Origin of the sequence: Pseudoalteromonas atlantica, from assembly GCF_043641955.1 — a bacterium.
In the GTDB taxonomy this organism is placed as follows: domain Bacteria; phylum Pseudomonadota; class Gammaproteobacteria; order Enterobacterales; family Alteromonadaceae; genus Pseudoalteromonas; species Pseudoalteromonas atlantica_A.
The window spans coordinates 735,461-759,085 of sequence record NZ_JBHZRV010000002.1 but is presented as its reverse complement, the minus strand read 5'-3'; the positions used below and the strand labels follow the sequence as shown (position 1 = coordinate 759,085).

The window sequence follows — 23,625 nt, the reverse complement described above, 5'->3', positions numbered from 1 at the left end:
GGCTCCCCCTCCCCGACTCGAACGGGGGACCTGCGGATTAACAGTCCGTCGCTCTAACCAACTGAGCTAAGGGGGAACTACATATCATATTACATAAACTTGGCTCCCCCTCCCCGACTCGAACGGGGGACCTGCGGATTAACAGTCCGTCGCTCTAACCAACTGAGCTAAGGGGGAAGCGTCATGCCTTTCAACGGGGCGAAATATTAATGATGGAGCCGCAAAGTGTCAACATAAAAACTTCATAAATTCAAAAAAGTAGTTTATTCGATGTTTTTATGTTCGATCTGCGCGTTTTCTAACTGTAATCGTGCAATTAATAACATCCCAAAAAAGAAAAACTTCAGCAAGAGGGCGATCATTTAGCTCGGTATTAGTGATGTGGCTTTATTTAAAAACATGAAAAATCATAATTTGGTATCAATTTTATTCTCTAAAATACAAAAAAGCAGTTTTTACACACCATCAAATGAACAAATACTCTAAAGGTGAATTTTTTATTTTTAAGTGTTAGTGAAATCGCTTTTATAAAAAGTACGAAGTATTTTGGCAGCTAGAAATTTTGCTAGACCGAATTTTAGAAATAACAGCTGAGCGAACCTCAATACATTTTTTACTTTAAATTCAATTTAATATAGAGGGTTATCATAAGTTGTAAGGTCACATTTAAATGCAAATATGTTCAAACATCGCATGCTTAGATGTTTTTTTCACCTGAAATGCCAAAATGAATTAAGTTAGTATTCGCCAACATAAGTGGAATTTAGTTTCTATAGATAAGTTAAACCCCTTGATTGGTGCGGGTTTGCATGAGTTATCCACGGAATCTGTGGATAACTCTGTTTATTAAAGTTTAAGAACATCATCTACGCTATATTTTTCGGGCGCTGTAAGGATATCAAGCACTAAAAACATTTTTTTTATCTATATAAAAATCAATACTTTAAAAATAATGCTTGAATTAGCAGCCTATGATGAGGAAAATTATTCGTGACGATAAGATATAAGCAAGTTTTGTGTAAAAAATCAGCGCCAGCAGAGAGGGTTTTGTTATAAACGTTACATAAGTGTATTTTTATTGTTTTTAACGGGTGTTTTTGAGCTATTGCAATGAAACAGCTTAAAACGTGTACTTTTCTATCAGATTTTTGACCGCTATGAACAATAAATACTTTATCTATTCACATGTAAATGGATTCATTTGATAAATGCGTGGCTTGCAGCGCGTTGATGCTTTAAAATGACAGCTTAATAAAAGAGGCTTATTTATTCACATGCGCGCAAACTTGCAAACAAACACATCCCCTGATTTATTAAATTCCCCAATAGTTCCAACGCTAAAACGCATGACGATCCCAATGATCTTCGGCATGATCACGTTGATGATGTTCAATATTGTTGATACGTTTTTTATTAGTTTGTTAGGTACCGAGCCTTTAGCCGCGGTTAGTTTTACTTTTCCGGTTACTTTTACTGTGATCAGTTTAGCAATAGGTTTAGGTATAGGCACATCAGCAGTAATAGCAAAAGCCTTAGGCAGTAACAATATTGAAGAAGCACGCTTCGACGCCAGTATGGCGTTGGTGGTTGGTGTTGTAATGGTGCTTATTTTATCTTTATTTGGCTATTTATTTATTGAGCCAATATTTAAGTTACTAGGGGCAGGGCAGAATACGCTGCCATTAATTCATGATTACATGAGTATTTGGTTTGTGGGGAGCGTGTTTTTAATCACGCCAATGATCGGAAACTCAGTATTGCGTGCAAGTGGCGATACAAAAACCCCAAGCATTGTAATGGGAGGAGCAGGGCTAATCAATGCGGTACTCGATCCCATCTTAATTTTTGGCTTTGGCCCAGTCCCAGCGATGGGCATTAAAGGTGCTGCAATTGCCAGTGTTATAGCTTGGTCTGTAGCTGTGGTGATCATTTTATACATCTTAGCCGTAAAAAAGGGCTTGTTGAGCTTACATGCAAAAAACCAAACAGCTCTGGATTCCGTGAAGAAGATTTTAAAAATTGGATTTCCCGCAGCGGGTGCTAACATGCTGACGCCTATAGCAATGGCTGTTATGACCGCATTAGTAGCAGGCTATGGACCAGAGGCAGTTGCTGCGTTTGGTGTTGGTAGCCGTATTGAATCCATAGCAAGCCTTGTTGTGTTGGCGCTGTCGATGACATTGCCGCCATTTATAAGTCAGAATTTCGGTGCAGGTAAATTAAGCCGAGTGAAAGAAGCTTATTGTTCGACGCTTAAATTTGTAATGATCTGGCAATTTATCATTTATTTATTACTCATCGTATTCTCAGGTGTGATAAGTCAATTGTTTGGCAAAGAGCAAATGGTCATCGATGTAATTACCTTGTTTATTTACACTTTACCGCTTAGTTATGGTTTTCAGGGCGTTATTATATTATCTAACTCATCTTTTAATGCGTTGCATAAGCCTATGAATGCGTTAATCCTTAGTGTTATTCGCTTATTTGTGTTTTATGTACCGTTTGCTTATGTCGGAAGTTTAATTGCAGATTTACCCGGTTTATTAATAGGCGCTGCAATAGGTAATGTGTTCACCGGCTTAGTTGCCTATAAATGGTTTATAAAAGAACTCAACGCTATTAATAATCAACCCGTCAAGGAGTGCCAAGTATGAGTGATCATTTCCAACTGGTTTCGCAGTTTACCCCAAGTGGCGATCAACCCACTGCAATAGCACAGTTATGCGAAGGCTTAGAGGCCGGGCTCGCACATCAAACCTTATTGGGCGCTACTGGCACAGGTAAAACATTTACCATGGCAAATATTATTAATGATTTAAATCGCCCGACGATAATTATGGCGCATAACAAAACACTTGCAGCGCAGCTGTACGGAGAGATGAAAGAGTTTTTCCCGAATAACGCCGTAGAGTATTTTGTGTCTTATTATGATTATTATCAGCCCGAGGCGTATGTTGTAGCCAGCGACACGTTTATTGAAAAAGATGCGTCGATTAATGAGCACATTGAGCAAATGCGCTTAAGTGCAACAAAAGCGTTGTTAGAGCGTCGTGACACGATAATAGTAGCGTCAGTATCAGCCATATATGGTTTGGGTGACCCTGATTCATACATGAAAATGATGCTGTTATTAAAGGTCGGTGAAACAGTCGACCAACGCGATATGCTTCGCCGTCTTGCAGAATTACAATATACCCGAAATGATATTGACTTTAGCCGTGGTACATATCGAGTACGTGGTGAGGTTATTGATATCTTTCCTGCTGAATCAGAGACCTATGCAGTGCGGGTAGAAATGTTCGATGACGAAATTGAGCGCTTGAGTATATTTGATCCCCTAACAGGGGCGGTTGAAAAACATATAGTACGAGCCACCATCTATCCTAAAACGCACTATGTGACACCACGAGAGAAGATCCTCGATGCCATAGAGCATATTAAGGCTGAACTGAAAGAACGTCGTGCTCAGTTACTAAGCGCTAATAAGCTAGTTGAAGAGCAACGTGTAGCACAGCGTACACAGTATGATATTGAAATGATGACCGAGCTTGGTTATTGTTCGGGCATCGAAAACTACAGCCGCTATTTATCAGGTCGCACACCGGGTGATCCGCCGCCAACATTACTGGATTATTTGCCAGACGACGCGCTGATGATTATTGATGAATCTCACGTTACAGTATCGCAAATTGGCGCTATGTATAAAGGTGACAGAAGCCGTAAAGAAAACTTAGTTGAATACGGTTTCAGAATGCCTTCAGCAATGGACAATAGGCCGCTTCGTTTTGAAGAGTTTGAAGCCATCGCGCCACAAACTATTTATGTCTCTGCAACCCCAGGGGACTTTGAACTTGAACGTTGTGGTGATGATATTGCAGAGCAAGTTATTCGCCCTACAGGCTTGCTTGACCCTGTAATAGAAGTGCGCCCTGTTGGCACCCAAGTTGATGATTTGCTCTCTGAAATATATAAACGCGTGGAAATTGACGAACGTGTACTCGTGACCACTCTCACGAAACGAATGGCCGAAGACTTAACGGATTATTTGAACGAGCATAATGTTAAAGTTAGATACTTGCACTCAGATATTGATACAGTTGAACGCGTTGAAATAATAAGAGATTTCCGTGCGGGTGTATTTGATGTTTTAGTGGGGATCAACCTTTTACGAGAAGGCTTAGATATGCCAGAAGTGTCTTTAGTGGCGATACTTGATGCCGATAAAGAAGGCTTTTTACGCTCTGCACGTTCGCTTATTCAAACCATAGGACGTGCAGCTCGTCATTTAAATGGACGTGCAATTTTATATGCTGACCGTATGACAAAATCTATGGCAAAAGCGATTGATGAAACTCAACGTCGTCGTGATATACAGCATGCTTATAATATTAAACATGGTATTGAGCCAAAAGCGCTATTGAAGAAAATTACCGACATTATGGATGTGGGTGAACAGGCAGGTCCGCAAGATAATTTAAAACTTATTCGCAAAGAAACTAGTAAGGTTCTGAGCGCTAAAGAGATTGCAGCTCAAATGAAAGAGCTTGAGACTAAAATGCATGCCTATGCGAGCGATCTTGAGTTTGAAAAAGCCGCCTCAGTACGCGATGAAATACACGAATTACAACAACAGTTGATTAAAAATGCATAATTTTTCTCCTCTTCTTAGTGCGCTTGAAAATGCACCGCTTGCAGCCAATGAGCTGTGCCGTATTTTCCATGGTCGTGGTCACAGTGTTGAGCATTTAAGTCATTTGAATTTAGACTTTTATCCACCGAGCTTATTTTTAGTATCTTATGATGAAATAGACTCAAACACGCTTGACGACTTGACCGAGCAGGTTTGTAACTGGGTAAAAACGCATGCACCTGAACATATTACGGCAATGGTTTATCAACAACGTGCAGGGTTAAAAACTCAAAATACGTTGTTATATGGTGATTTACCCGAGCCCCATATAGTAAAAGAAGGCAGTGCGCAGTTTATTGTTGATTTAATGAGTCGTCAAAACACCGGTATCTTTCCTGATATGCGAAATGGCCGCGAGTTTGTGAGTAAAAACAGTACAGGTGCTAAAGTCCTAAATTTATTTTCTTATACGTGTGGGTTTTCAGTCAGTGCGATGCAAGGGGGTGCTGATTGTGTGATCAACATGGATATGAATAAAGGCGTATTACGTACAGGTAAACAAAATCATCAATTAAATGGGTTTGAGCGCGGAGTGAGCTTTTTACCTCATGATATTTTAAAATCATTCGGTAAACTAAAAAAAGCGGCACCGTTTGATTTGATCATTGTTGACCCACCTAGTTTCCAAAAAGGCAGTTTCATACTCACTAAAGACTATCAAAAAGTATTACGGCGCTTACCAGAACTATTAACCAGTGATACTCAGTTATTATTATGCGCAAACAGTCCTGAATTGACAGAGCATGCCTTTAAGGCATTAATTGAAGAGCACACACAAGGTGCTATCACTTTTGTTGAGCGTTTAGCACCTACGTCTGGATTTATTGAAGTAGATAGTGATCGTAGTTTAAAAGCTCTTATTTATAAAACCGCTACAACATCCGCATAATATGAAGCTTAGCCATCGTTTGAGTGCGATTAACTCATTGGTAAATGAACCCTACGATGTTGTTTGGGACTGTTGTTGCGATCATGGCTTATTGGGAATGGCAATCCTCAAGCGAGAGATTGCAAAAAAAGTGGTTTTTGTAGATATTGTACCTGAGCTAATGAATGAATTAAGTAATACACTCGCATGCTATGCAGATTCAAATTCAAGCAGTCAGTGGCAGGTTCAATGTAAAGATGTAGCAAGTATTGAACTTACACCAGGCACTAAACAATTAGTTATTATAGCAGGTGTTGGGGGAGAGCTATTATTAAGGTTAATGCAAAAAATCATTGCAAATCATGATCTGCAAACACTTAAACAACTTAGCTTTATAATATGCCCCGTCCATCATACTTACATGCTAAGGCGAGGGCTTGAGCAATTGGGCTTAGGGTTAGTATCAGAGCAGATTATCATCGAAAAAAAACGGTTTTATGAGCTTTTACATGTGAGCTTTAAATCAACAATTCCCATTGAGCCTACTGGCTGCTCTATGTGGGACCTTACTGATAAACATCACCAACAATATCTTAAAACCTTAATTGAGCATTACACGCGAATGACCAAAAATGAACCCGCATATTATGAACAGGTCATTGCAGATTATAAGCAATTAAATTTAGTTAAAACTAACAGAGCAGTGTGATCTACTTACTCTATTAAATTCGTACCACTTTCACGCCACTTGTATGAATTAATGTTATTTAAGTATGAACAATAAAATAAAAGACTTAAAACCTTCCACTGCCAATAATGCGAAGTGGCCACACAGTTTTGAACAACCTATTTCTTATGCGCCTTTGGTACAACTTTCTAATAACAGTTGGGTAGTGCCGCAACACTTTTTACGTTACAAGCATACTCTGCAATCTGTTAACGAGGTGCTTAGTCAAATTAGCTTTCCGGCTCATTTTCGCGTTATTGCAGCTGAAAAAGATAACCAAGTATATCTGCAGGTAGCTATTTTAAATCCCGATAATTACCAGCCAAATGGACCGAATCACAAAGCGATAAAACTGTTGTTCGGTAGGCGATGGTACGTAGAGGAAAACCTACCTACATCAGAGCTTATTCAAACTGCTTTTTTAGCACTAAAAGTAGCACGCGAGCATGAAGTAAGAGAGTTGATTAAGTATAAACATCAAAACGGAGCAAGTACGCCATTTAACAACCACCATGATTTACCACTGATGGCACAAAACGCTGAGCTTGTGATGTCAGATAGTAATGATGTTAGTGATGTAAAAGGTGTTATAGATAACTGCATTTTTGCAGGAGCGGCAGTTAAACTAACAACAGTTAACAAAATTGACAATTCAACGGTTTTGTATCAGGTAGAACTTACCTGCCATGATTGCCAGCTGAACGAATTCAATAATGCTCGAGTTTCATTTTTGGTAAAAAATACGAGTACCAATCAATTTTTACATGGTTTGATTGATGCATTAATTAAAATCAGTAATGAATTTGTGAGTGAAAACTTTAAATACAATGACCTTGCTCGTTTTAGTAAGCATATATCCGTTGAGAAAATAGGAGAGTTAAGTATTAAACTTCGCTCTCATAATGCATTAAATTTATGCTCACTGGGTAAGCAGCATGCTAATCAGCTCAATTTTGAAATTGATAGTGGGCGAGCGCCGCAAGGATGTAACAGTGAAATATCGGGTTTTTTAGCCGCCCACGGTGTTGAGCGGCCACACAATGCTCACCTGTATGCTAATCAATTAACAGATTAATAGGTTTTATAGTTTATTAATTTCTTGATTAACGCTAAAGCTTGAATCAGTAACAATAGCTTCAAGTGTTTGTACGCGGTCTTTTAAAGCGCGTACTTCGGCATTCACTGCATCTAGTTGTTTGTTTGCATCATGGTTGTTATTTTGCATTTTATGCTTAAATTCGAGGTGCTTTTTATACATATCGTAGATGACCCCTGAACCCACGGAGATAAATACGATTAACACGATCATAGTAGTGCCTGACATAGCTTTTTATTCCCTAATACGTCTTATTTAGTATAAAGTATAACCTGCTTTGTGTAGGTATAAAGCTGACAATTGTAACTTTATTTGTATTTTATACTTAATTCTTAACTGGCCGCTGGTGTGCCTTATTAAGCAAAGCAAGGTTATAATTTGTAGACTGAAACAGTATTAAGAGAGGGACTTATGCTACATACTAAAATACCACCCGTTATTGTGGTGTTATTTTTTGCAGGGCTAATGGCATTGATTGCACATTACAGTGCGATCGATTTTAATTTACTGGTTACCTATATTGCCGCTATTTTAGTTTGCTTAGGTGTTATATTTTGTATTGCAGGTGTGGTCAGTTTTCGACTAGCAAAAACCACGGTCAATCCGACGAATCCGGAACAAGCCTCAGAGCTTGTTACAGCAGGTGTGTATAAAATATCTCGTAATCCAATGTACGTTGGTTTTGCTTTTATTTTACTTGGATGGGGCGTTTGGCTTGCCTCTATTTGGGCCATCTTAAGTATTATGGCCTTTGTGGCTTACTTAACATGGTTTCAAATAATGCCTGAAGAGCGGGCATTAACCGAGATTTTTGGTCAATCATATATCGATTATAAAGCGAAAGTTAGACGCTGGTTATAAATTAAAAAGGCTATCACTGATAGCCTTTAACTCGATTCTCTAAATTGACTCGTACTCAAGCGGGTCTGTAACATCGTTAAGTTTAAATGCTTCAAGGCGCTCTTGGCACGCACCGCATTTACCACAGGCCTTTTCTCGGCCGTTATAACAGGTCCAGGTTTGGCTGTAGTCTAATCCCATTTTTATGCCATCAGTTAAAATGTCAATTTTGGTGTTGTTTAAATACGGGCTAAAAATCTCGACGGCATCATAATTTGCAATGCGGCACAAATCGTCCATTTTTTTCACAAACTCAGGGCGGCAGTCTGGGTAAATTGCATGATCGCCAGAGTGAGCACCATAATAAACTTGGCTTGCTTTAAGTGATACAGCATACCCTACAGCTAATGACAGCAAAATCATATTACGGTTAGGCACAATCGTACTTTTCATGCTTTCTTCTTCGTAATGGCCTTCTGGTACGTCAATATCATCAGTCAACGATGATCCACCAATAAGTTGGTTAATAGCAGAAATATCAACAATTTTATGTGGAACGTTAAGCTTTTCACATACCTGTGCGGCTACTTTAAGCTCTTTAACATGACGCTGACCATAATCAAATGATAAGGCATATACATCGTGGCCTTCTTGCAGGGCTTTATTTAATACGGTAAATGAATCCATACCGCCGGAATAAATCACAACTACTTTTTGCGTCATATCTGTTTTGCTCTTAGTTTTAATAGAGGTTTATATCAGGGCGCGATATACTACACGGCTGGAGCATAAATAACAATTTTTGCCCTGCTTTTTGATTTTTGATGTGTCGCTCTAATCGGTCTGACGAGTGCTAAGTAGTAAGTGAGATAACGTTTGTACAAAATTAATGAAATATTTGAAACCATCCAAGGTGAAGCAAGCTTTACTGGTACGCCTTCCGTATTTTTACGTTTGCAAGGGTGCCCTGTAGGCTGTGCTTGGTGTGATACAAAACAAACGTGGGAAGTGGACAATGTATATAAAGTCTCGCTTGATGACACTGTGGAAAAAAAAGCTGATTCCGACCACTGGGCTGATGCAACAGCTGAGCAAGTTTTAGCGCTTTTTAAATCGCGAGGATATCGTGCAAAACATGTCGTGATCACAGGTGGTGAGCCATGTATGTACGACCTAAACCCAGTTTGTGAATTACTCCATGCAAATGGCTTCAGTACTCAAATAGAAACCAGTGGTACATTCGAAATTTTAGCTCCAGCACAAACATGGGTTACTGTTTCGCCAAAAATTAATATGCGTGGTGGCTATGAAGTACTAACTTCAGCGATGAAGCGCGCAGATGAAATAAAACACCCCATAGCGATGCAAAAACATGTAGAAGAACTTGAAGCATTGTTCACTAAAACGGGCGTTACCCCCAAATTGGTTTACTTACAACCTATTAGCCAAAAAGTGTCTGCGACTAAATTAGCCATTGAAACGTGTATAGATAAAAATTGGCGTTTATCAGTTCAAGTTCATAAATATTTGGGAATAAGCTAACCTAAAAAATATCTCAAAGAGTGCTTATTAATATGCCTTATAAGCACTCTTTATAGGGCTATACCCAAGTCACCTCAAGATACGAGTTTCAGTTGGAATTAAAAGCGATTTAGGCAAGGCATTGATTGCAAATAATACTGGTTCTATTGGTAAAATCAATAACGCAGTATAAATCGCTTTTAAACCAACCCATTGGGCGCTTCACAGGGACTTACTCTCATCGTTGTTCCTTCTTAAAAGGGACTGCCATTTTTGCAAAATAACGCCTAGATATTAAGTCCCTGTGAAACGCTGAATTCTGCATCTTGAGGTGGCTTGGGTATATATGCTATTTGCCGTTAATTTGTATTAAATACCCGCCTGAATTTTTATTACCACATCCCAAAATATAGAAATAATAACTACCTTGCGATATTGTTACGTTTCTAAAGCAGACTAAGTGATTTGATAGCTCATAAAAATTAATGCTACGGCTGATTAGTTATTGGTTATACTTTACTTTGTCTTTGTTGTTTCACTCTCAGATAACTTTGCAATAATTATTAATGTTATCTGAGTGCGGTATAGCTACTTAAACGTCACATCACTTTTTCGTATTTTTACGATGAAGTAAAAGTCAGGATTTTGTGAAAAATGCAGGATAAGCAACTTTTAAAGTTATTAAAGCAACAACAAAAAATACTCTCTAAAATAGCGTTGGGTCAGCCTTTAAAGGAAATTAGTGAAGAGATCTGTTTAGCCATTGAGGAAATGCTAGAAGATGAGTCTGCTAAATGCTCAATTCTATCACTTAAAGGGAAACAACTTTTTCATTGTGCCGCCCCAAGTATCGATCCAACGTATTGCGATATAATCAATGGCGTAGAAATAGGTCCTAATATCGGCTCATGCGGAACGGCTGCATTTTCCGAAACAAGAATTATAGTCGACGATATTTGCTCATCACCTTTATGGGCTGACTTTAAAGAAACTGCATTGAATGCCGGTTTAGCCTCATGTTGGTCAACACCAATCATTTCTACCAAAGCCGAAGTGTTAGGTACTTTTGCTGTTTATCATACCACTGCTAAAAGCCCAACAAAGCAAGACTTAGAGCTTATTGATCATTTTGTAAACTTTACCAGTATTGCGCTTGAGAATGACGCCAATGCAGCTAAGTTGAATGACGTTATTAGCCAACTGAAGCACAGCAACGATAAATTTGAAGCATTTACTCAAGTAATGCCTGATTTAGTACTAATTTTAGGAGAGCAAGGAGAGTATGTTGATGTGTATGGCTCTGCCGATGATTTTTTATCTACTTCTTTACTGCAAAGTAAGGGGAAAAATGTCAATGATGTTTTAGCTCCTAAAGATGCGCTACCAATTATGGCGGTACTAGAGAAAACACTCGCTACAAATGAAGTTCAAGTGTTCGAATATGAATTAGATGTACCAAAAGGAAAGGTGGTCTTCGAAGGACGAACGGTACCTGTGGAGCATTACCAATCGAAGAGTAGTCAGTCTAGGCATGTTTTATGGGTTGCAAGAGATATCACGCAAAGAAAACAAGCAGAAAAAGCTGTTGAAAGGCTTGCCTATTATGATCCTTTAACAAAACTGCCAAATAGACGAATGTTAAATGAGCGCCTAAACATAGCTGTTGAAAAAATAAAACGCTCAGGTGTAACTGGGGCATTATTATTTTTAGACATAGACGACTTTAAGCGCCTCAACGATTCGTTAGGACATTCATCAGGAGATGAATTACTCGTTGAAGTTGCTCGGAGATTAGGTGCGGTAATAAGGAAGTCAGACACATTAGCGCGGTTGGGAGGCGATGAATTTGTTGTATTATTAGAATATCTTGGTGATGATAATGATCAAGCTAATGTAGAATCAGCTATTGTGGCGCAAAAAATTCATGAGATTTTTGATCAAGAGTTTAAAGTTGGTGCCTTAAAATTTCAGGTAAGTTGTAGTATTGGCATCTGTTTAATCAAAGGTAAAGATATAACCGCGAGCAATATTTTAAAGTTTGCTGATACCGCTATGTATCGCTCAAAGGCGAAAGGCGGGAATAGCTATAGTTTTTATGATCCAGCACTACAGACATTATTAGATAAAAAAATAAAACTCGAAACAGAGATTTTGAAATCGATTGAGAATGATGAGTTTTGTGCTTACTTTCAGCCTCAGATTAACTCTGAAGGCAAGGTTGTAGGAGCTGAGGCGTTAATTCGCTGGATGCATCCTGTTAATGGAATTATTGCGCCAAATGAATTTATACCTGTTGCTGAGCAGTTTGGCTTAATACAACGTTTGCAAAATATAGTCCTTAGGGATATCTGTAAATTACTTAACCGCTTAAATCCGTGTGTTATAGATGATGACTTTAGGGTGTCGATTAATATAAGTGCTTCACAATTCAAGTCTTCTTTATTGAAGTCAGAGTTACTTAATGTGCTTAATTTACACCACATTTCTCCGTCAAAAATAACCCTAGAAATTACCGAAAGTATGTTAACTCATGATGTTGAACATACAATACAGCAAATGAAGGAACTCCAGTCAGAGGGATTCACTTTCTCAATAGACGATTTTGGCACAGGGTATTCATGCTTGGCTTATTTGCACGCTTATCCGGTAAAGCAGTTAAAAATAGATAAAAGTTTTATTGATAGAATATCCGATAAGGAATCAGGTTTTAGCATTGTCAAAACAATTATAGATTTAGCAAATAATTTAGGTATGGGTGTGGTTGCCGAAGGCGTTGAAACCAAAGAGCAGTTTACTATCCTGAAAGGTTGTAACATTGACTCGATACAAGGTTATTACTTTGCCAAACCTATGCCAATGAACGACTATACAAATAGCCATAGTAAGAACTTTAAGCGTGACTGAGCATAAAGTTAACTGTGTTTTAAAATATTTACTTGTTAGCTTTTAGGTACTAAATCATTGTTGTGTATGCTGGTTATAGGTTAACCAGCATACTAGTTTATGACTTAATCATTAAACTTGATACGAATGCCTGCATTGACAGTAAAACCATCGTTTCGAGACCAAATATCAGTTGTCCAACGCCCGCTAGGTGCTTGTTGTGGCAACACTAACGAATCATCTTTCGTTTGTCTTACATTGAGTAAGTTCTCTGCATTAACAAAATAGCTAATCCGCCCAACTGTAATTTGCCCAAGTAAACCTAAGTGCCAGTAAGCATCACTTTTATCTCTGTACGGGTTATTTTCAAGGTGTTGTGTGCCAGTGTAGTAGGCTTCAAAACCAACTAGGTGACTACCATGTTCTTCCCACATGATGACTGCACCTGCTGAGTGTTCTGGGGTGAGAGTAAGCGGTACGCGACCTATTCCTGAGCTGCTTTGTTTACTTGCATCTGTATATAAATAACTACCTCTTAACTTGATATCATTCCAGCGATAGCGTAATAGAAATTCTGCACCGCGGATTTCACTTTGGCCTGGGGCGTTGACGATGCGAACGTTTTTATCTGATGGCGTGAGCTGTTGATTAATGACCTCCAGCTCTGTCACATTTTCAACATCGGATGAGAAAAGGGTGACACTTGTTTCAACGCTATCAAATGTATAGCTGATATCGACAGAGGCGGTGTTTGCATGTTCTTCTTCAATATTTTCAAGCGGTTCTAAATGGGATAAACCGGCATCTTCAATGTCTTCGATAAATGGGGTGGGGGCGAAAAATCCTTTACCGTAAGAGCCTCTTACGGTCCAGTTTTCTGGTTTATACAGCATGGAAATTCGCGGACTAAATTGCGTGCCGTATTCATTGTGCCAGTCGGCGCGTGCACTCAACGAAAACGATATATTTTCGCTTGCTTCATAATCAAGCTGTGAAAAAACGCCGGGCACTTCGTAGTGATAATCAAATGCAGCAAAGTCTTCTGATTGGTATTTTTCAGATTGATACGCGGCACCGACTAGCCATGCTATGTTGTCGGTATAACCAGAGATACTTGACTCAAATAAATAACTTTCATGATTGTCACCTTCGTTTATGGTGCCATATACGTGATCATGATCTTGCTGCATGGCAGAACCACGTACATTTAAGGCCAATACTTCATTTATTGGTTTATCAAATATAAACCCCGTATCGAGCCTTAAGCTGTCTTGTGTTTGTGCAAATGGGTTGCCACCTGGCATTGTTGCGTTTTCAGCGGTGCCGCCATCTCTTTGCTCGGTCATCGCGCCTACCGTGACGTATAAATTGGCGCCATTATCGCCTCCCCAATAGATACGAGGGCGTACACTTGCTCTGTTATAGCTTGCCATATCAAGCCAGCCATCATCATCTAAGTCTTGCTCCTGTTGATGATGAAGCCCTGCGGTAACAGAGGCGCTGATTGAGTCAGTTAGTGGTGCAGCAAAGTAAGAGGTAACATCTTGGCCATTTTTTGAGGTGGCATTGAGAAGAACTTCGCCCTCAAACTCATCGCTCAGTGTACGTGAAATCAAATTGATCACCCCACCTAACGCAGAGCCTCCATATAATGAAGAGGCAGAGCCTTTAATGATCTCAACATTGGCAAGATCAGTAGGGGGAATTTGTAATAACCCAATTGATTGACCGCCATATAGTGGCAGTCCGTCGCTAAGCAACTGGGTATAGCGGCCATACAGGCTTTGCAAACGGATATTTGCACTACCTAAAGCGGGTGAAGTGTTTTGCACGCGTACTCCACCAGTTTCTGCCACTAGCATTGAAATGTTGCCAGGGCGCATTAAGGCTTTCTCGTGTATTTCTTCACTATTGATTATTTCAGTGCGAGTTGCTGACTCGGTAACAATTCGACCAAGGCGAGAGGCGGTTACTTGTATTTTCTCTATCGATTTTTTTTCATGCATCGTCATGATGCTGTTCGTGGGCGAACGAATAAGCAGGGAATAACGCAGCAGCAACAGCTAGCTTAGATGTTTTTATAAACATATTTGTCTCATAATTGTATTAAAGTAGAGCGAATTAGCCCTCAACGTGGCTAAAAAATATGGGAACTGTATTTATGAGATAGAGATAGGAGGACGGAATAAATGTGTCGGCATCAAAACTTTTCGTTCGACGTGTTGATTTATAACATTAGACTTTTGTACAACAAGCGCAGTTGTATTTACTTGACTAGGTAAATACAAGGCCGACACGCATGTATTTTCAGGGCAAAAGCAGGTGACTTCACAGCACTCGGTATCGCAACATTCATCTTCACTTTGGGCTTGCTCATCGGTGAGAGTATAATCTGTTGCTGATGATTGTTGAGAATGCGATGCAGTATTTGTAGGCAGATTAGCACTGTAAGCCATCGTTTGGCCAAAAAGCTTAGCAAAATAAATAACATTGCCAACAAATTTGAAAATAGCTTAGGTATATTAATCTCATGTACAAATAATATGTGTAGTATATTGAGTTTTAGGCGCTTTATGAATATCCATTACGAGAAGATAGAGCCTATCGGTTTTTCTTTAAAAAGTATAAAGCCGTTACTCGTACAATAAAATAAAGCGTGGTGCGCTTTTAACTCATAAATAAGTGGATGCTGTTTTTGAATGAGCTATTTAAAAAATCTAATAACAAAATTTATTATAATGATGCAGCAACGGCCCGGTTTGTTAGCTGTATTTGCGTTTTGCAGTGGTGTGGCAAGCTACCTTTTAGTTGAGCGAAAGGAGTCGTTTTCACAAATTATTGCCATACTTTTACTGATCAGCTGGGTGTGGTTGATTGTGGATAATTGGCTGCGCGATAAAGTTGAGCAACGTTTTGGCGTTGCTGTTTCACCAAACTTTATGCGCTTTGCATTACAGATGGTGCAGCAAGAAAGCTTATTTTTTGCATTGCCGTTTTTTCTCGCGGTGACTTCGTGGAATCATCCACAGGCTGTTTTTACATCATTAATTATACTTTGCGCATTTATATCGGTTGTCGATCCGCTGTATTATAAAAAATTAGCTAAGCACAGTATATTATTTACGGTGTTTCACAACTTCGCACTGTTCGTTGTTATTCTGGTTACTCTACCTATTTTACTTAATCTCACCACCAGTCAAAGCTTAACAATAGCATTGATCACCTCAGTTATTTGTACACTGCCAAGCTTAGGTAATTTAATGCCCAATGCGCGCTGGTGGCGTTTTCCTTTACTCGTTTTATTGTTGAGTGCGCTTAGCGCAGGTTTATGGCAGCTACGTAGCTGGGTACCGCCAGCGGCGCTGCGCTTAACTGATATTACGGTATCCCATGAAGTCGATATTGCACAACGCAAGCCCATCGGTAACGTTAAGCAGTTAGATGTAAATACATTACGACAGGAAGGTTTGTATAGTTGGACAGCGGTGAAAGCGCCAAGAGGATTAAACGAAAAGATTTTTCATGTTTGGATCCTTAATAACCAAGTCGTGGAGCGAATTGCATTAGATATTACAGGTGGGCGTGAGCAAGGTTATAGAGCGTGGACCCACAAAATGAATTTTCCCACAGATCCCGTTGGAAAATGGCAAGTGCAGGTTGTTACCGAATCAGGGCAACTCATAGGGTTAACTAAGTTTGTAGTGGGTGCATAAGTACTTCAACCTTTAAAGTGCAGAGGTTAGTTATTCTCAATGATATAGTGTTAGTATCTTAAGTTTCATTTTATTTTATGGTTTTACAAGGAATTAATAAAAATAATGCTTCATAAACATTTAAACACTTTACTTATTGGGCTCCTTTTATTTGTCAGCCAAAGTGTTTTCTCGCAAACGGATAAAGATAGTTTTTATGATTATGTTGAACTCTCAATGGAGTTATTTACTAATCAGGTATCAGAAAAAAACTTCATAGAAAGTGCTAATAAAACGGGTATGTTAAAAAGCCCAACACTGCAAAGTAAAATATTCAACTATCAAGTTTTTAATAAACGAAAAGAATTGGCCAACAGGGCAGGGGTTAAAGTTGCAAATAAAATTACTGAGCAGGATTGGCAAGGCTTATTAGCGGTAGATCCCATGCTTTATGCAGCGCAGAAATCTAGTTATTTAACTGTCTATAGTGATACCCCGCTCAAATCTATTCGGCAGTTAAAAGCACAGTTAGTTACTAGAGGTGAAAAGAAAGCGGTTGCTCAAGTTTCTGCTGCTTTAGGGCAGACTTTATCATTCCGTGATAGTGAAACTATTGCCGCATTAATAGAATATTTATATGCACTACCTGAGCTTCCAACTTTTGAAAATTCTAAAGATGACTTTTTTTATTCAAAAGAATTTGTACTCAGAAGAGTGATATCTAGTTTTTATTTAATGGGTGCCTATGAGAGAGCTTATAAGTATATGCAACAACTCTTTTCAATTAATACACAATACCTTGATAACATTGATTATCCTGAACCACATTTTCAATTTTCATTTGTATTAGCGCAAGTTGGTGAATACGAAAAAGCATTAGAAATATCAAATAACTTTATACAAAAAGTAGAAACCAAAAGCTTATCGAATTCAGCTATGTTATATGCGCTTATAGCTAAAGCGGGGATTCTTATCTATCGACAAGAGGGTGAGGATTTAAAAACAGCATCAGATATTTTATCAAGTGCTTCACTTAATCTAGATTCTGATGTTCTGACCGAAACTGTAAGAAGTATCGTAATACAAACTCTTTTATATTCAATTAGGGGGGAGCGTGATCTTTTACTTAGTTCGATTAAACGTCTAGAAAAATATGTACAGGCGCATCAAAATAAATTTAGAGATGCTGACTTTAGAGATATTGCAGAGTTAGAACGTTTATCCTATGAATTAATAGGTGAATCTGAACTTGCTATGCAGGCATCATCCATTAGTTTATTGGCAGAAAAAAATCTGATTATTAACTCTTTAAATTCGTCTTTAGATAAACTCGGTAATTATTTACAAAGGGATGTTGAGCTACTTATACTTGAGCGAATAAAAGCTGAACATGAAAAGCAAACCCTACTATTAAAAGCACAAAATCTTCGATTAATTATTTTAAGCTTATTTGTATCTATATTAGTTTTATTACTCATTTGGCTTTGGCAGCGTCATCGTTTGACTAAAAAATTAGCAGAAACAGATACATTAACCGGTGCATTGAATCGTAGAGCAATGTATACGTGGATCAATAAATTAATGCCAGCCAATACATCAATGTGTATTTGCCTCATAGATTTAGATCACTTTAAAAAAATTAATGATACCTATGGTCATGGGACGGGAGATGAGGTGTTGGAAACTTTTAGTATGATAATTCAAAGTCGTATACGTAAAACAGATAGGCTTTGCCGGTTTGGTGGAGAAGAGTTCTTATTGACGCTAAATAATTTAAATAAGAAAGAGGCGCAGGCGCTAATTGACGAAATAAGGCTTGCTTTTGAAGCGCATAATCATTGGAAAAGTACTTCATCGCTTTTCTCTGTAAGTTTTTCCGCGGGAGTTATTCAGTTAACTGAGAAGGCCGAGTTAGACACTGTTATTTCTCAATGTGACAATTTGCTCTATCGTGCAAAAGAAAGTGGTAGAGCTAAAACCGAATCTTCGCTCTATTTTGCAGCATAAGAATGATTTCAGCCCAAATAAGGGCTTTTTCCTTGCGCCACTAACACACAAAATATTCGCAAATCTAATTCGAGCTGATGATATTCTGGTTCCATGTGACAACACAGGGCGTAAAAGCTTTTGTTGTGATCTTTTTCTTTAAAGTGGGCAAGTTCGTGCACTACAAGTGCTTTTAATAATGGCTCTGGTGCGCGTAGTAAATCGCTGTTTATTGCTAAATCGTGTTTGCGGGTTTTACCTTGCATTCGGTAAGTATGCGTACCCAGTGCGTTAGTGACCATATCACCTTGCTTTTTAAATGCGGCGCGGCCAAACGGCGGGGCATTTTTTAAGTAGCGCTTTTTAAGCTCAGTTGCGTAAGCATATAATGACTTGTCACTCGTTATCGTATGAGCATGCGGGTATTTTTTTGTTAAATACGCACCGTGTTTGTTGTTATTAATGAGCTGCATCACTTGTGTGACAATTTGCTCAGGGTAGCCGGTAAAATAGCGAGAGTAGTCTTTCATAAATTTAAAATAAGCTCGATTGAGTGGCTTCTTTTTCACCTATAAAAGGTGATAAAACGCGGTGGTTATAATTTAAGTCTTGGCAAAATTGACGTGCTAACAATGGGGCTTGGCGGTTATCTGCGGTATGAAAAAACACATAAGGTGTTTTACCTTCATAAAGCCATTGTTGTACTTTTTTCAGCCACGGTTGGTAATAACTTTTATAGTCATGCTCTAAACTGGCAATAACAAACCTTGCCATTGGCTGCTCGCCAGTGGCGATAGCATGCACAGGTAAATGAGGCTTTTTTTGTTGTGCATCTATCAAGGCTTCGGTATTAGGTTTTACCGCAAACAGGGCGCGCGTATCCATGGCAATCCGATTAATGTTGTTGGCCATTAATAACTGGTTTAACGAAACTTCTGCATCGCCTTTTTTAAAAAACTCGCCGTGGCGTACTTCAACTCCGTAATTTATATTGTGTGGCAACTTACTTATAAACTGAGCGAGAAGGGGCAATTGCGCAGGGCTAAAACTACTTGGTAGTTGCAACATGATTTGCCCAATATAGGGTAATAGCGGTTCGAATAAATTAAACCAAGCTGTAAGCTCGTCATCAATGTTGGTTAATTGTAATTCGTGGCTAAAGCGACGATGGAATTTAAAAGTAAATTTAAAATCGTTATTAACGGCATTACGCCAGCGCTTTAGGGATTCAATACTGGGGTCAGCGTAAAAGCTTGTATTGCCCTCTACAGAATTAAACACCTGCGCGTATTCATGCAGCATGTCAGCATTTTTACAATGGCTGGATAACAAATTGCCTTTCCACGCAGTGCTTGACCACTGCGGACACCCTAAATACAACATAAAACGGTTAACTGATTGTGTGTTTTGGCCAGTATACCAAATCTATAAATTGAAAGCACAGAGCCCGCTGCCGCGCTCGCATTTTTAAGTAACTTGGGTATAATGCACCCCCTAAAATGATTAATAAATAGTGGCTTTAACTCCCCAAAAACAGCAAATTCTTAGGGAAAGCGGCTATGAGTCTTTAACTGACAGGAATACTATGCGCTCTATATACTGCGGACAGCTTAATAAAACTCACGTAGATCAAGAAGTTGAACTATGTGGTTGGATAAATAAACGACGTGACCTGGGTGGTCTTATTTTTGTTGATTTACGCGACAGAGAAGGCTTAGTACAAGTTGTATTCGATCCTGAAGTTGAAGGCTTAATGGATACAGCGAATAAACTTCGCCAAGAATTTTGTGTGCAGCTTAAAGGTGTTGTTCGTGCGCGCCCAGAGAGCCAAGTAAACAAAGATATGGCAACAGGTGAAGTTGAAATTCTAGGCACTAGCTTAACTATTATCAATCGCTCTGAGCCGTTACCGCTTGATTTTAACCAAGTGAACTCAGAAGAGCGCCGCTTAAAGTACCGTTATTTAGATTTACGTCGTTTAGAGATGAGCGACCGTATTAAGTTACGTGCTAAAGCAAGCAGCTTTGTTCGTCGCTTTTTAGATGAAAATGCATTTTTAGATATTGAAACACCCGTATTAACGAAAGCGACGCCAGAAGGTGCGCGTGATTATTTAGTACCGAGCCGTGTTCACAAAGGCAGTTTTTACGCATTACCGCAATCACCACAGTTGTTTAAGCAATTATTGATGATGTCTGGTTTTGATCGTTACTACCAAATCGTTAAATGTTTCCGTGATGAAGATTTACGTGCTGACCGTCAACCTGAATTTACTCAAATAGATTTAGAAACGTCGTTCATGAGCTCTGATCAAGTACGCGGTATGACTGAAAAGATGATCCGTGAAATGTGGCAGTCATTGCTTAACGTTGATTTAGGCGAGTTCCCAATCATGCCTTATTCAGAGGCGATGAGCTTGTACGGCTCTGATAAACCAGACCTACGTAACCCAATGAAGTTAATTGACGTTGCTGATTTGGTAAAAGACGTTGAGTTTAAAGTATTCTCAGGCCCTGCAAATGATGAAAAAGGCCGTGTTGCAGTATTAACAGTACCAGGTGGCGCGAAGCTTTCTCGTAAGCAGTTAGATGACTACACCAAGTTTATTGGTATTTACGGTGCGAAAGGTCTAGCTTGGATGAAAGTTAACGACCGTGATGCAGGCGCTGAAGGTGTTCAATCGCCAATCGCTAAGTTTTTAAACGAAGGAGTGATTAACGAACTTCTTACACGTACTAATGCACAAACGGGCGACATCATTTTATTTGGTGCAGATAAACGCAACACAGTAAATGAAGCCATGGGCGCATTACGCTTGAAGATTGGTGTTGATTTAGAAATCACCAACCTTGATAGCTGGGCACCACTTTGGGTTGTTGACTTCCCAATGTTTGAAGAAGATGATGAAGGCACACTTCATGCTGTTCACCACCCATTTACAGCACCAAAAGACATCGATGCAGCGGCTCTTGAAGCAAACCCAGCTGCGGCTATCTCAGATGCCTATGATATGGTATTAAACGGCTACGAAGTAGGTGGCGGGTCTGTGCGTATTCACAATGCAGATATGCAAGAAGCGGCTTTTAGAATTCTAGGTATTGATGCACAAGAGCAACAAGACAAGTTTGGCTTCCTACTTGATGCGCTTAAATACGGCACGCCACCGCATGCTGGTCTAGCGTTTGGTTTAGACCGTTTAGTAATGCTACTGTGCGGTACAGACAATATTCGTGATGTTATTGCTTTCCCTAAAACAACTCAGGCATCATGTTTATTGACTGACGCACCAAGTAAAGCCAATGCCGATTCATTGACTGAGCTTGCTATTAACGTTGTTGAAAAAGCTGAAAAACCAGCTGAATAAGTGACGAAAAACTAGTTTAATGTTAAAAACCCTAAGCTTACTCTTAGGGTTTTTTTATTGCTGTTTAAGAGGGAGTTATGGCAGAAAGTATGTTATTTACACAAAACGATTACTATGAGCACGAATTTTTAAATGCTAAAGCGACGGCACAGCGTTTTAGTGAGATTGAATTTGAGCAATGTCAGTTTATTGAGTGTGACTTTAGCCACAGTCAATTTAGTAACTGTCGTTTTATCGATTGTGAGTTTATTAATTGCAATTTGAGTGACTTAAGCTGGAATTATAGCTCATTAGAAGAGGTGAACTTTAAAGGCTGCAAACTCAATAGTATCGTTTGGGGGCAAGTAAACTGGCCGCAACTGGCATTGACTGCACCTGTTAGTTTTAAAAATTGCGAGCTTAGCCATAGCTCATTTTTTGAGTTGTCATTAAAAGCGTTAACAATGACAGATTGCTTTGCAAAGGATGTCGATTTTAGACATGCCAACTTAGCGAAAAGTCAGTTTATAGGCACAGATTTTAGAGACAGTGTGTTTCATCAAACCAATTTAAGTAACGCTAACTTTGTCGGTGCAACACAGTTCAATATTGATATAAAAAATAACGACGTTAGTGGTGCTAAGTTTGAACGACTTGAGGCGTTAAATTTATTAGCGGGACTGGATATTGAGCTAGTGGATTAGCCGTTATTACACGGCTAAGTTTATAATAAAACGTTGCTCTAACAGCTTGGACCATTTTTATTGCGAGCGCTGGCAAGCGCGCGAGCAATTTCAAGCAGCGCAGGGTTAATATCATCAGCGCCATCTTTAACTAGCTTTGTTACATCGCCCGATGAGTATAAGCTATCACGAGGTGATTTAATGCCAAGTTCACGCACAAAATCTTTCGTTTTACCGGTGCTACCGGTTTCAATAAACTTAAAAATAATACGTTCGTTATTATTTTTTGGCTCGGCTTGTAGTACCGCTATTTCTTCTTGGTAAGCTTCGATGCGACTTTGTAAAATGTCGATACGTTGTTCGATGCTGCTGTATGATTTCATGGGACACTTTCTAAATGAATATAAATATTAACGCTATTATCGCATATATTTGCAATAAATAATCGTTTAGCGGCGAGTAACTTGTCAGAGCGTATACATAACACAGTAAAAACCTTAAACTTATTGTAATTAAAATAAAAATTATAAGATTCACAACATGATTAACGCTTTAAAGCCTCTCATTATATTAGGCTGTTTTACATTTACTACTGTCAGTTTTGCCATAAGTGAAGTGATTGTTGATAAAGACCGCGATCGTGCGATTCCCGTTACTATCTCAGAGCCGAGTAATTCATCCACCTGCAGTGAACATAATAAATGCTCTGTGGCTTTTATTAATGCTGGGTATGGTATCGCGCACACAGATTACCAATTTGCGGCTAATATTTTCACGGCCAAAGGATATTTAACAATTGCCGTTGCTCACGAATTAAAGGGCGACCCTGCACTTAACAGGAACCCCCCTTATATGGCAACTCGGCTAGAGAATTGGCATCGAGGCGTGGTGACCTTAAAGTTTTTAGTCAATGAGTTAAGCAGCCGTTATCCATCTTATGACTTCAGCCAGCTGACTTTACTTGGCCATTCCAATGGCGGAGATATCTCGGCGCTTTACGCGGCACTTTATCCTAATCAAGTCGAGCGGATTATCACACTTGATCACCGGCGCATGTTATTGCCTCGTAATAAAAATATTCGAGTGCTCACATTGCGTGGTAGTGACTTTTTGGCTGATCACCAAGTTTTACTGAATGCCGATGAACTAACCCAATATCCAGTAAAGCAAGTTGCTATAGAAAACTCTCGCCATAATGATATGTATGACGGTGGGCCTAAATGGCTGGTGGATAGAATGAGCAAAGAGCTAAATAAATTTATGAGAGAAGATTAAGGTAATCGGTTTATTTTTACT

At 39.1% G+C, this 23,625-nt stretch carries 20 protein-coding genes and 2 tRNA genes; 13 read left to right on the top strand and 9 right to left on the bottom strand.

Going from position 1 to position 23,625, the window contains the following annotated elements; translation table 11 throughout:
* Window positions 1–2 precede the first annotated feature (2 nt).
* A tRNA-Asn gene (locus ACHUE3_RS06885) sits at window positions 3–76 on the bottom strand.
* A 24-nt stretch (window positions 77–100) separates the two neighbouring features.
* Window positions 101–177, bottom strand: a tRNA-Asn gene (locus tag ACHUE3_RS06880).
* Between the two features lie 1,097 nt (window positions 178–1,274).
* On the opposite strand from ACHUE3_RS06880, the gene ACHUE3_RS06875 reads away from it, so the two are divergent.
* The 5 genes from ACHUE3_RS06875 (at window position 1,275) to ACHUE3_RS06855 (ending at window position 7,360) form a co-directional block, all read left to right on the top strand.
* Window positions 1,275–2,654, top strand: coding sequence for an MATE family efflux transporter (locus tag ACHUE3_RS06875; protein WP_394191447.1), 1,380 nt, complete (start codon window positions 1,275–1,277; stop codon window positions 2,652–2,654).
* Window positions 2,651–4,651 (top strand): excinuclease ABC subunit UvrB, encoded by a 2,001-nt coding sequence (uvrB, locus tag ACHUE3_RS06870; RefSeq protein WP_394191445.1) that lies wholly within the window; start codon window positions 2,651–2,653, stop codon window positions 4,649–4,651. Before ACHUE3_RS06875 ends, uvrB begins: the two co-directional genes overlap by 4 nt.
* Window positions 4,644–5,579 (top strand): class I SAM-dependent methyltransferase, encoded by a 936-nt coding sequence (locus tag ACHUE3_RS06865; protein ID WP_394191443.1) that lies wholly within the window; start codon window positions 4,644–4,646, stop codon window positions 5,577–5,579. The genes uvrB and ACHUE3_RS06865 overlap by 8 nt, the downstream gene beginning before the upstream one ends.
* 1 nt (window position 5,580) lies before the next feature.
* On the top strand, window positions 5,581–6,267 hold the full coding sequence (locus ACHUE3_RS06860) for a tRNA (adenine(22)-N(1))-methyltransferase (protein WP_394191441.1): 687 nt from the start codon (window positions 5,581–5,583) through the stop codon (window positions 6,265–6,267).
* 64 nt (window positions 6,268–6,331) lie between these two features.
* Window positions 6,332–7,360 (top strand): hypothetical protein, encoded by a 1,029-nt coding sequence (locus tag ACHUE3_RS06855; RefSeq protein WP_394191439.1) that lies wholly within the window; start codon window positions 6,332–6,334, stop codon window positions 7,358–7,360.
* Window positions 7,361–7,366: 6 nt separating this feature from the next.
* On the opposite strand, the gene ACHUE3_RS06850 is transcribed toward ACHUE3_RS06855, so the two are convergent.
* Window positions 7,367–7,609 carry a hypothetical protein gene (locus tag ACHUE3_RS06850; protein WP_394191437.1) on the bottom strand — a complete coding sequence of 81 codons (243 nt, stop codon included), beginning with the start codon at window positions 7,607–7,609 and terminating at the stop codon, window positions 7,367–7,369.
* Between the two features lie 183 nt (window positions 7,610–7,792).
* On the opposite strand from ACHUE3_RS06850, the gene ACHUE3_RS06845 reads away from it, so the two are divergent.
* Entirely contained in the window at window positions 7,793–8,242 is a 450-nt protein-coding gene (locus tag ACHUE3_RS06845; protein ID WP_394191435.1) for a methyltransferase family protein, read from the top strand.
* A 39-nt stretch (window positions 8,243–8,281) separates the two neighbouring features.
* On the opposite strand, the gene queC is transcribed toward ACHUE3_RS06845, so the two are convergent.
* Window positions 8,282–8,968 carry a 7-cyano-7-deazaguanine synthase QueC gene (queC, locus tag ACHUE3_RS06840; RefSeq protein WP_394191677.1) on the bottom strand — a complete coding sequence of 229 codons (687 nt, stop codon included), beginning with the start codon at window positions 8,966–8,968 and terminating at the stop codon, window positions 8,282–8,284.
* Window positions 8,969–9,097: 129 nt separating this feature from the next.
* Between queC and queE the strand changes: the two genes are divergently transcribed.
* Window positions 9,098–9,763: a 7-carboxy-7-deazaguanine synthase QueE gene (gene queE, locus ACHUE3_RS06835; RefSeq protein ID WP_394191433.1), complete on the top strand. Its 666-nt coding sequence runs from the start codon at window positions 9,098–9,100 to the stop codon at window positions 9,761–9,763.
* A gap of 633 nt (window positions 9,764–10,396) precedes the next feature.
* Entirely contained in the window at window positions 10,397–12,646 is a 2,250-nt protein-coding gene (locus ACHUE3_RS06830) for a sensor domain-containing phosphodiesterase (RefSeq protein ID WP_394191431.1), read from the top strand.
* A gap of 104 nt (window positions 12,647–12,750) precedes the next feature.
* Here ACHUE3_RS06830 and ACHUE3_RS06825 read toward each other — a convergent pair whose 3' ends face one another.
* Both ACHUE3_RS06825 and ACHUE3_RS06820 read right to left on the bottom strand, forming a co-directional pair.
* On the bottom strand, window positions 12,751–14,637 hold the full coding sequence (locus ACHUE3_RS06825) for a TonB-dependent receptor plug domain-containing protein (RefSeq protein WP_394191429.1): 1,887 nt from the start codon (window positions 14,635–14,637) through the stop codon (window positions 12,751–12,753).
* Window positions 14,638–14,784: 147 nt separating this feature from the next.
* The gene (locus ACHUE3_RS06820; protein ID WP_394191427.1) at window positions 14,785–15,081 is read right to left on the bottom strand and encodes a hypothetical protein; all 297 of its coding nucleotides are present in this window, start codon (window positions 15,079–15,081) and stop codon (window positions 14,785–14,787) included.
* A 243-nt stretch (window positions 15,082–15,324) separates the two neighbouring features.
* Here ACHUE3_RS06820 and ACHUE3_RS06815 point away from each other — a divergent pair, with 243 nt between their 5' ends.
* A complete protein-coding gene (locus ACHUE3_RS06815; protein WP_394191425.1) occupies window positions 15,325–16,338 on the top strand; it encodes a DUF5924 family protein in 1,014 nt (337 codons plus the stop codon).
* Window positions 16,339–16,443: 105 nt separating this feature from the next.
* Complete coding sequence (locus ACHUE3_RS06810) at window positions 16,444–18,324, top strand: GGDEF domain-containing protein (RefSeq protein WP_394191423.1); 1,881 nt, start codon at window positions 16,444–16,446, stop codon at window positions 18,322–18,324.
* An 8-nt stretch (window positions 18,325–18,332) separates the two neighbouring features.
* On the opposite strand, the gene ACHUE3_RS06805 is transcribed toward ACHUE3_RS06810, so the two are convergent.
* Window positions 18,333–18,833: a M48 metallopeptidase family protein gene (locus ACHUE3_RS06805; RefSeq protein WP_394191421.1), complete on the bottom strand. Its 501-nt coding sequence runs from the start codon at window positions 18,831–18,833 to the stop codon at window positions 18,333–18,335.
* 4 nt (window positions 18,834–18,837) lie between these two features.
* Entirely contained in the window at window positions 18,838–19,686 is an 849-nt protein-coding gene (locus ACHUE3_RS06800) for a DUF72 domain-containing protein (protein ID WP_394191419.1), read from the bottom strand.
* A gap of 202 nt (window positions 19,687–19,888) precedes the next feature.
* Between ACHUE3_RS06800 and aspS the strand changes: the two genes are divergently transcribed.
* Window positions 19,889–21,667, top strand: coding sequence for an aspartate--tRNA ligase (gene aspS / locus ACHUE3_RS06795; protein WP_394191417.1), 1,779 nt, complete (start codon window positions 19,889–19,891; stop codon window positions 21,665–21,667).
* A gap of 89 nt (window positions 21,668–21,756) precedes the next feature.
* The gene (locus ACHUE3_RS06790) at window positions 21,757–22,350 is read left to right on the top strand and encodes a pentapeptide repeat-containing protein (protein WP_394191675.1); all 594 of its coding nucleotides are present in this window, start codon (window positions 21,757–21,759) and stop codon (window positions 22,348–22,350) included.
* Between the two features lie 38 nt (window positions 22,351–22,388).
* On the opposite strand, the gene ACHUE3_RS06785 is transcribed toward ACHUE3_RS06790, so the two are convergent.
* A complete protein-coding gene (locus ACHUE3_RS06785; protein WP_394191415.1) occupies window positions 22,389–22,712 on the bottom strand; it encodes a hypothetical protein in 324 nt (107 codons plus the stop codon).
* A 157-nt stretch (window positions 22,713–22,869) separates the two neighbouring features.
* On the opposite strand from ACHUE3_RS06785, the gene ACHUE3_RS06780 reads away from it, so the two are divergent.
* On the top strand, window positions 22,870–23,604 hold the full coding sequence (locus ACHUE3_RS06780; protein ID WP_394191413.1) for an alpha/beta hydrolase: 735 nt from the start codon (window positions 22,870–22,872) through the stop codon (window positions 23,602–23,604).
* Window positions 23,605–23,625 lie beyond the last annotated feature (21 nt).

Bases quoted from the DNA above. Each gene is read 5' to 3' on its own strand.
- ACHUE3_RS06875 (WP_394191447.1), top strand. From the start codon at position 1,275: ATGCGCGCAAACTTGCAAACAAACACATCCCCTGATTTATTAAATTCC.
- uvrB (WP_394191445.1), top strand. From the start codon at position 2,651: ATGAGTGATCATTTCCAACTGGTTTCGCAGTTTACCCCAAGTGGCGAT.
- ACHUE3_RS06865 (WP_394191443.1), top strand. From the start codon at position 4,644: ATGCATAATTTTTCTCCTCTTCTTAGTGCGCTTGAAAATGCACCGCTT.
- ACHUE3_RS06860 (WP_394191441.1), top strand. From the start codon at position 5,581: ATGAAGCTTAGCCATCGTTTGAGTGCGATTAACTCATTGGTAAATGAA.
- ACHUE3_RS06855 (WP_394191439.1), top strand. From the start codon at position 6,332: ATGAACAATAAAATAAAAGACTTAAAACCTTCCACTGCCAATAATGCG.
- ACHUE3_RS06850 (WP_394191437.1), bottom strand. From the start codon at position 7,609: ATGTCAGGCACTACTATGATCGTGTTAATCGTATTTATCTCCGTGGGT.
- ACHUE3_RS06845 (WP_394191435.1), top strand. From the start codon at position 7,793: ATGCTACATACTAAAATACCACCCGTTATTGTGGTGTTATTTTTTGCA.
- ACHUE3_RS06830 (WP_394191431.1), top strand. From the start codon at position 10,397: ATGCAGGATAAGCAACTTTTAAAGTTATTAAAGCAACAACAAAAAATA.
- ACHUE3_RS06825 (WP_394191429.1), bottom strand. From the start codon at position 14,637: ATGACGATGCATGAAAAAAAATCGATAGAGAAAATACAAGTAACCGCC.
- ACHUE3_RS06820 (WP_394191427.1), bottom strand. From the start codon at position 15,081: ATGGCTTACAGTGCTAATCTGCCTACAAATACTGCATCGCATTCTCAA.
- ACHUE3_RS06815 (WP_394191425.1), top strand. From the start codon at position 15,325: ATGAGCTATTTAAAAAATCTAATAACAAAATTTATTATAATGATGCAG.
- ACHUE3_RS06810 (WP_394191423.1), top strand. From the start codon at position 16,444: ATGCTTCATAAACATTTAAACACTTTACTTATTGGGCTCCTTTTATTT.
- ACHUE3_RS06805 (WP_394191421.1), bottom strand. From the start codon at position 18,833: ATGAAAGACTACTCTCGCTATTTTACCGGCTACCCTGAGCAAATTGTC.
- ACHUE3_RS06800 (WP_394191419.1), bottom strand. From the start codon at position 19,686: ATGTTGTATTTAGGGTGTCCGCAGTGGTCAAGCACTGCGTGGAAAGGC.
- aspS (WP_394191417.1), top strand. From the start codon at position 19,889: ATGCGCTCTATATACTGCGGACAGCTTAATAAAACTCACGTAGATCAA.
- ACHUE3_RS06790 (WP_394191675.1), top strand. From the start codon at position 21,757: ATGTTATTTACACAAAACGATTACTATGAGCACGAATTTTTAAATGCT.
- ACHUE3_RS06785 (WP_394191415.1), bottom strand. From the start codon at position 22,712: ATGAAATCATACAGCAGCATCGAACAACGTATCGACATTTTACAAAGT.
- ACHUE3_RS06780 (WP_394191413.1), top strand. From the start codon at position 22,870: ATGATTAACGCTTTAAAGCCTCTCATTATATTAGGCTGTTTTACATTT.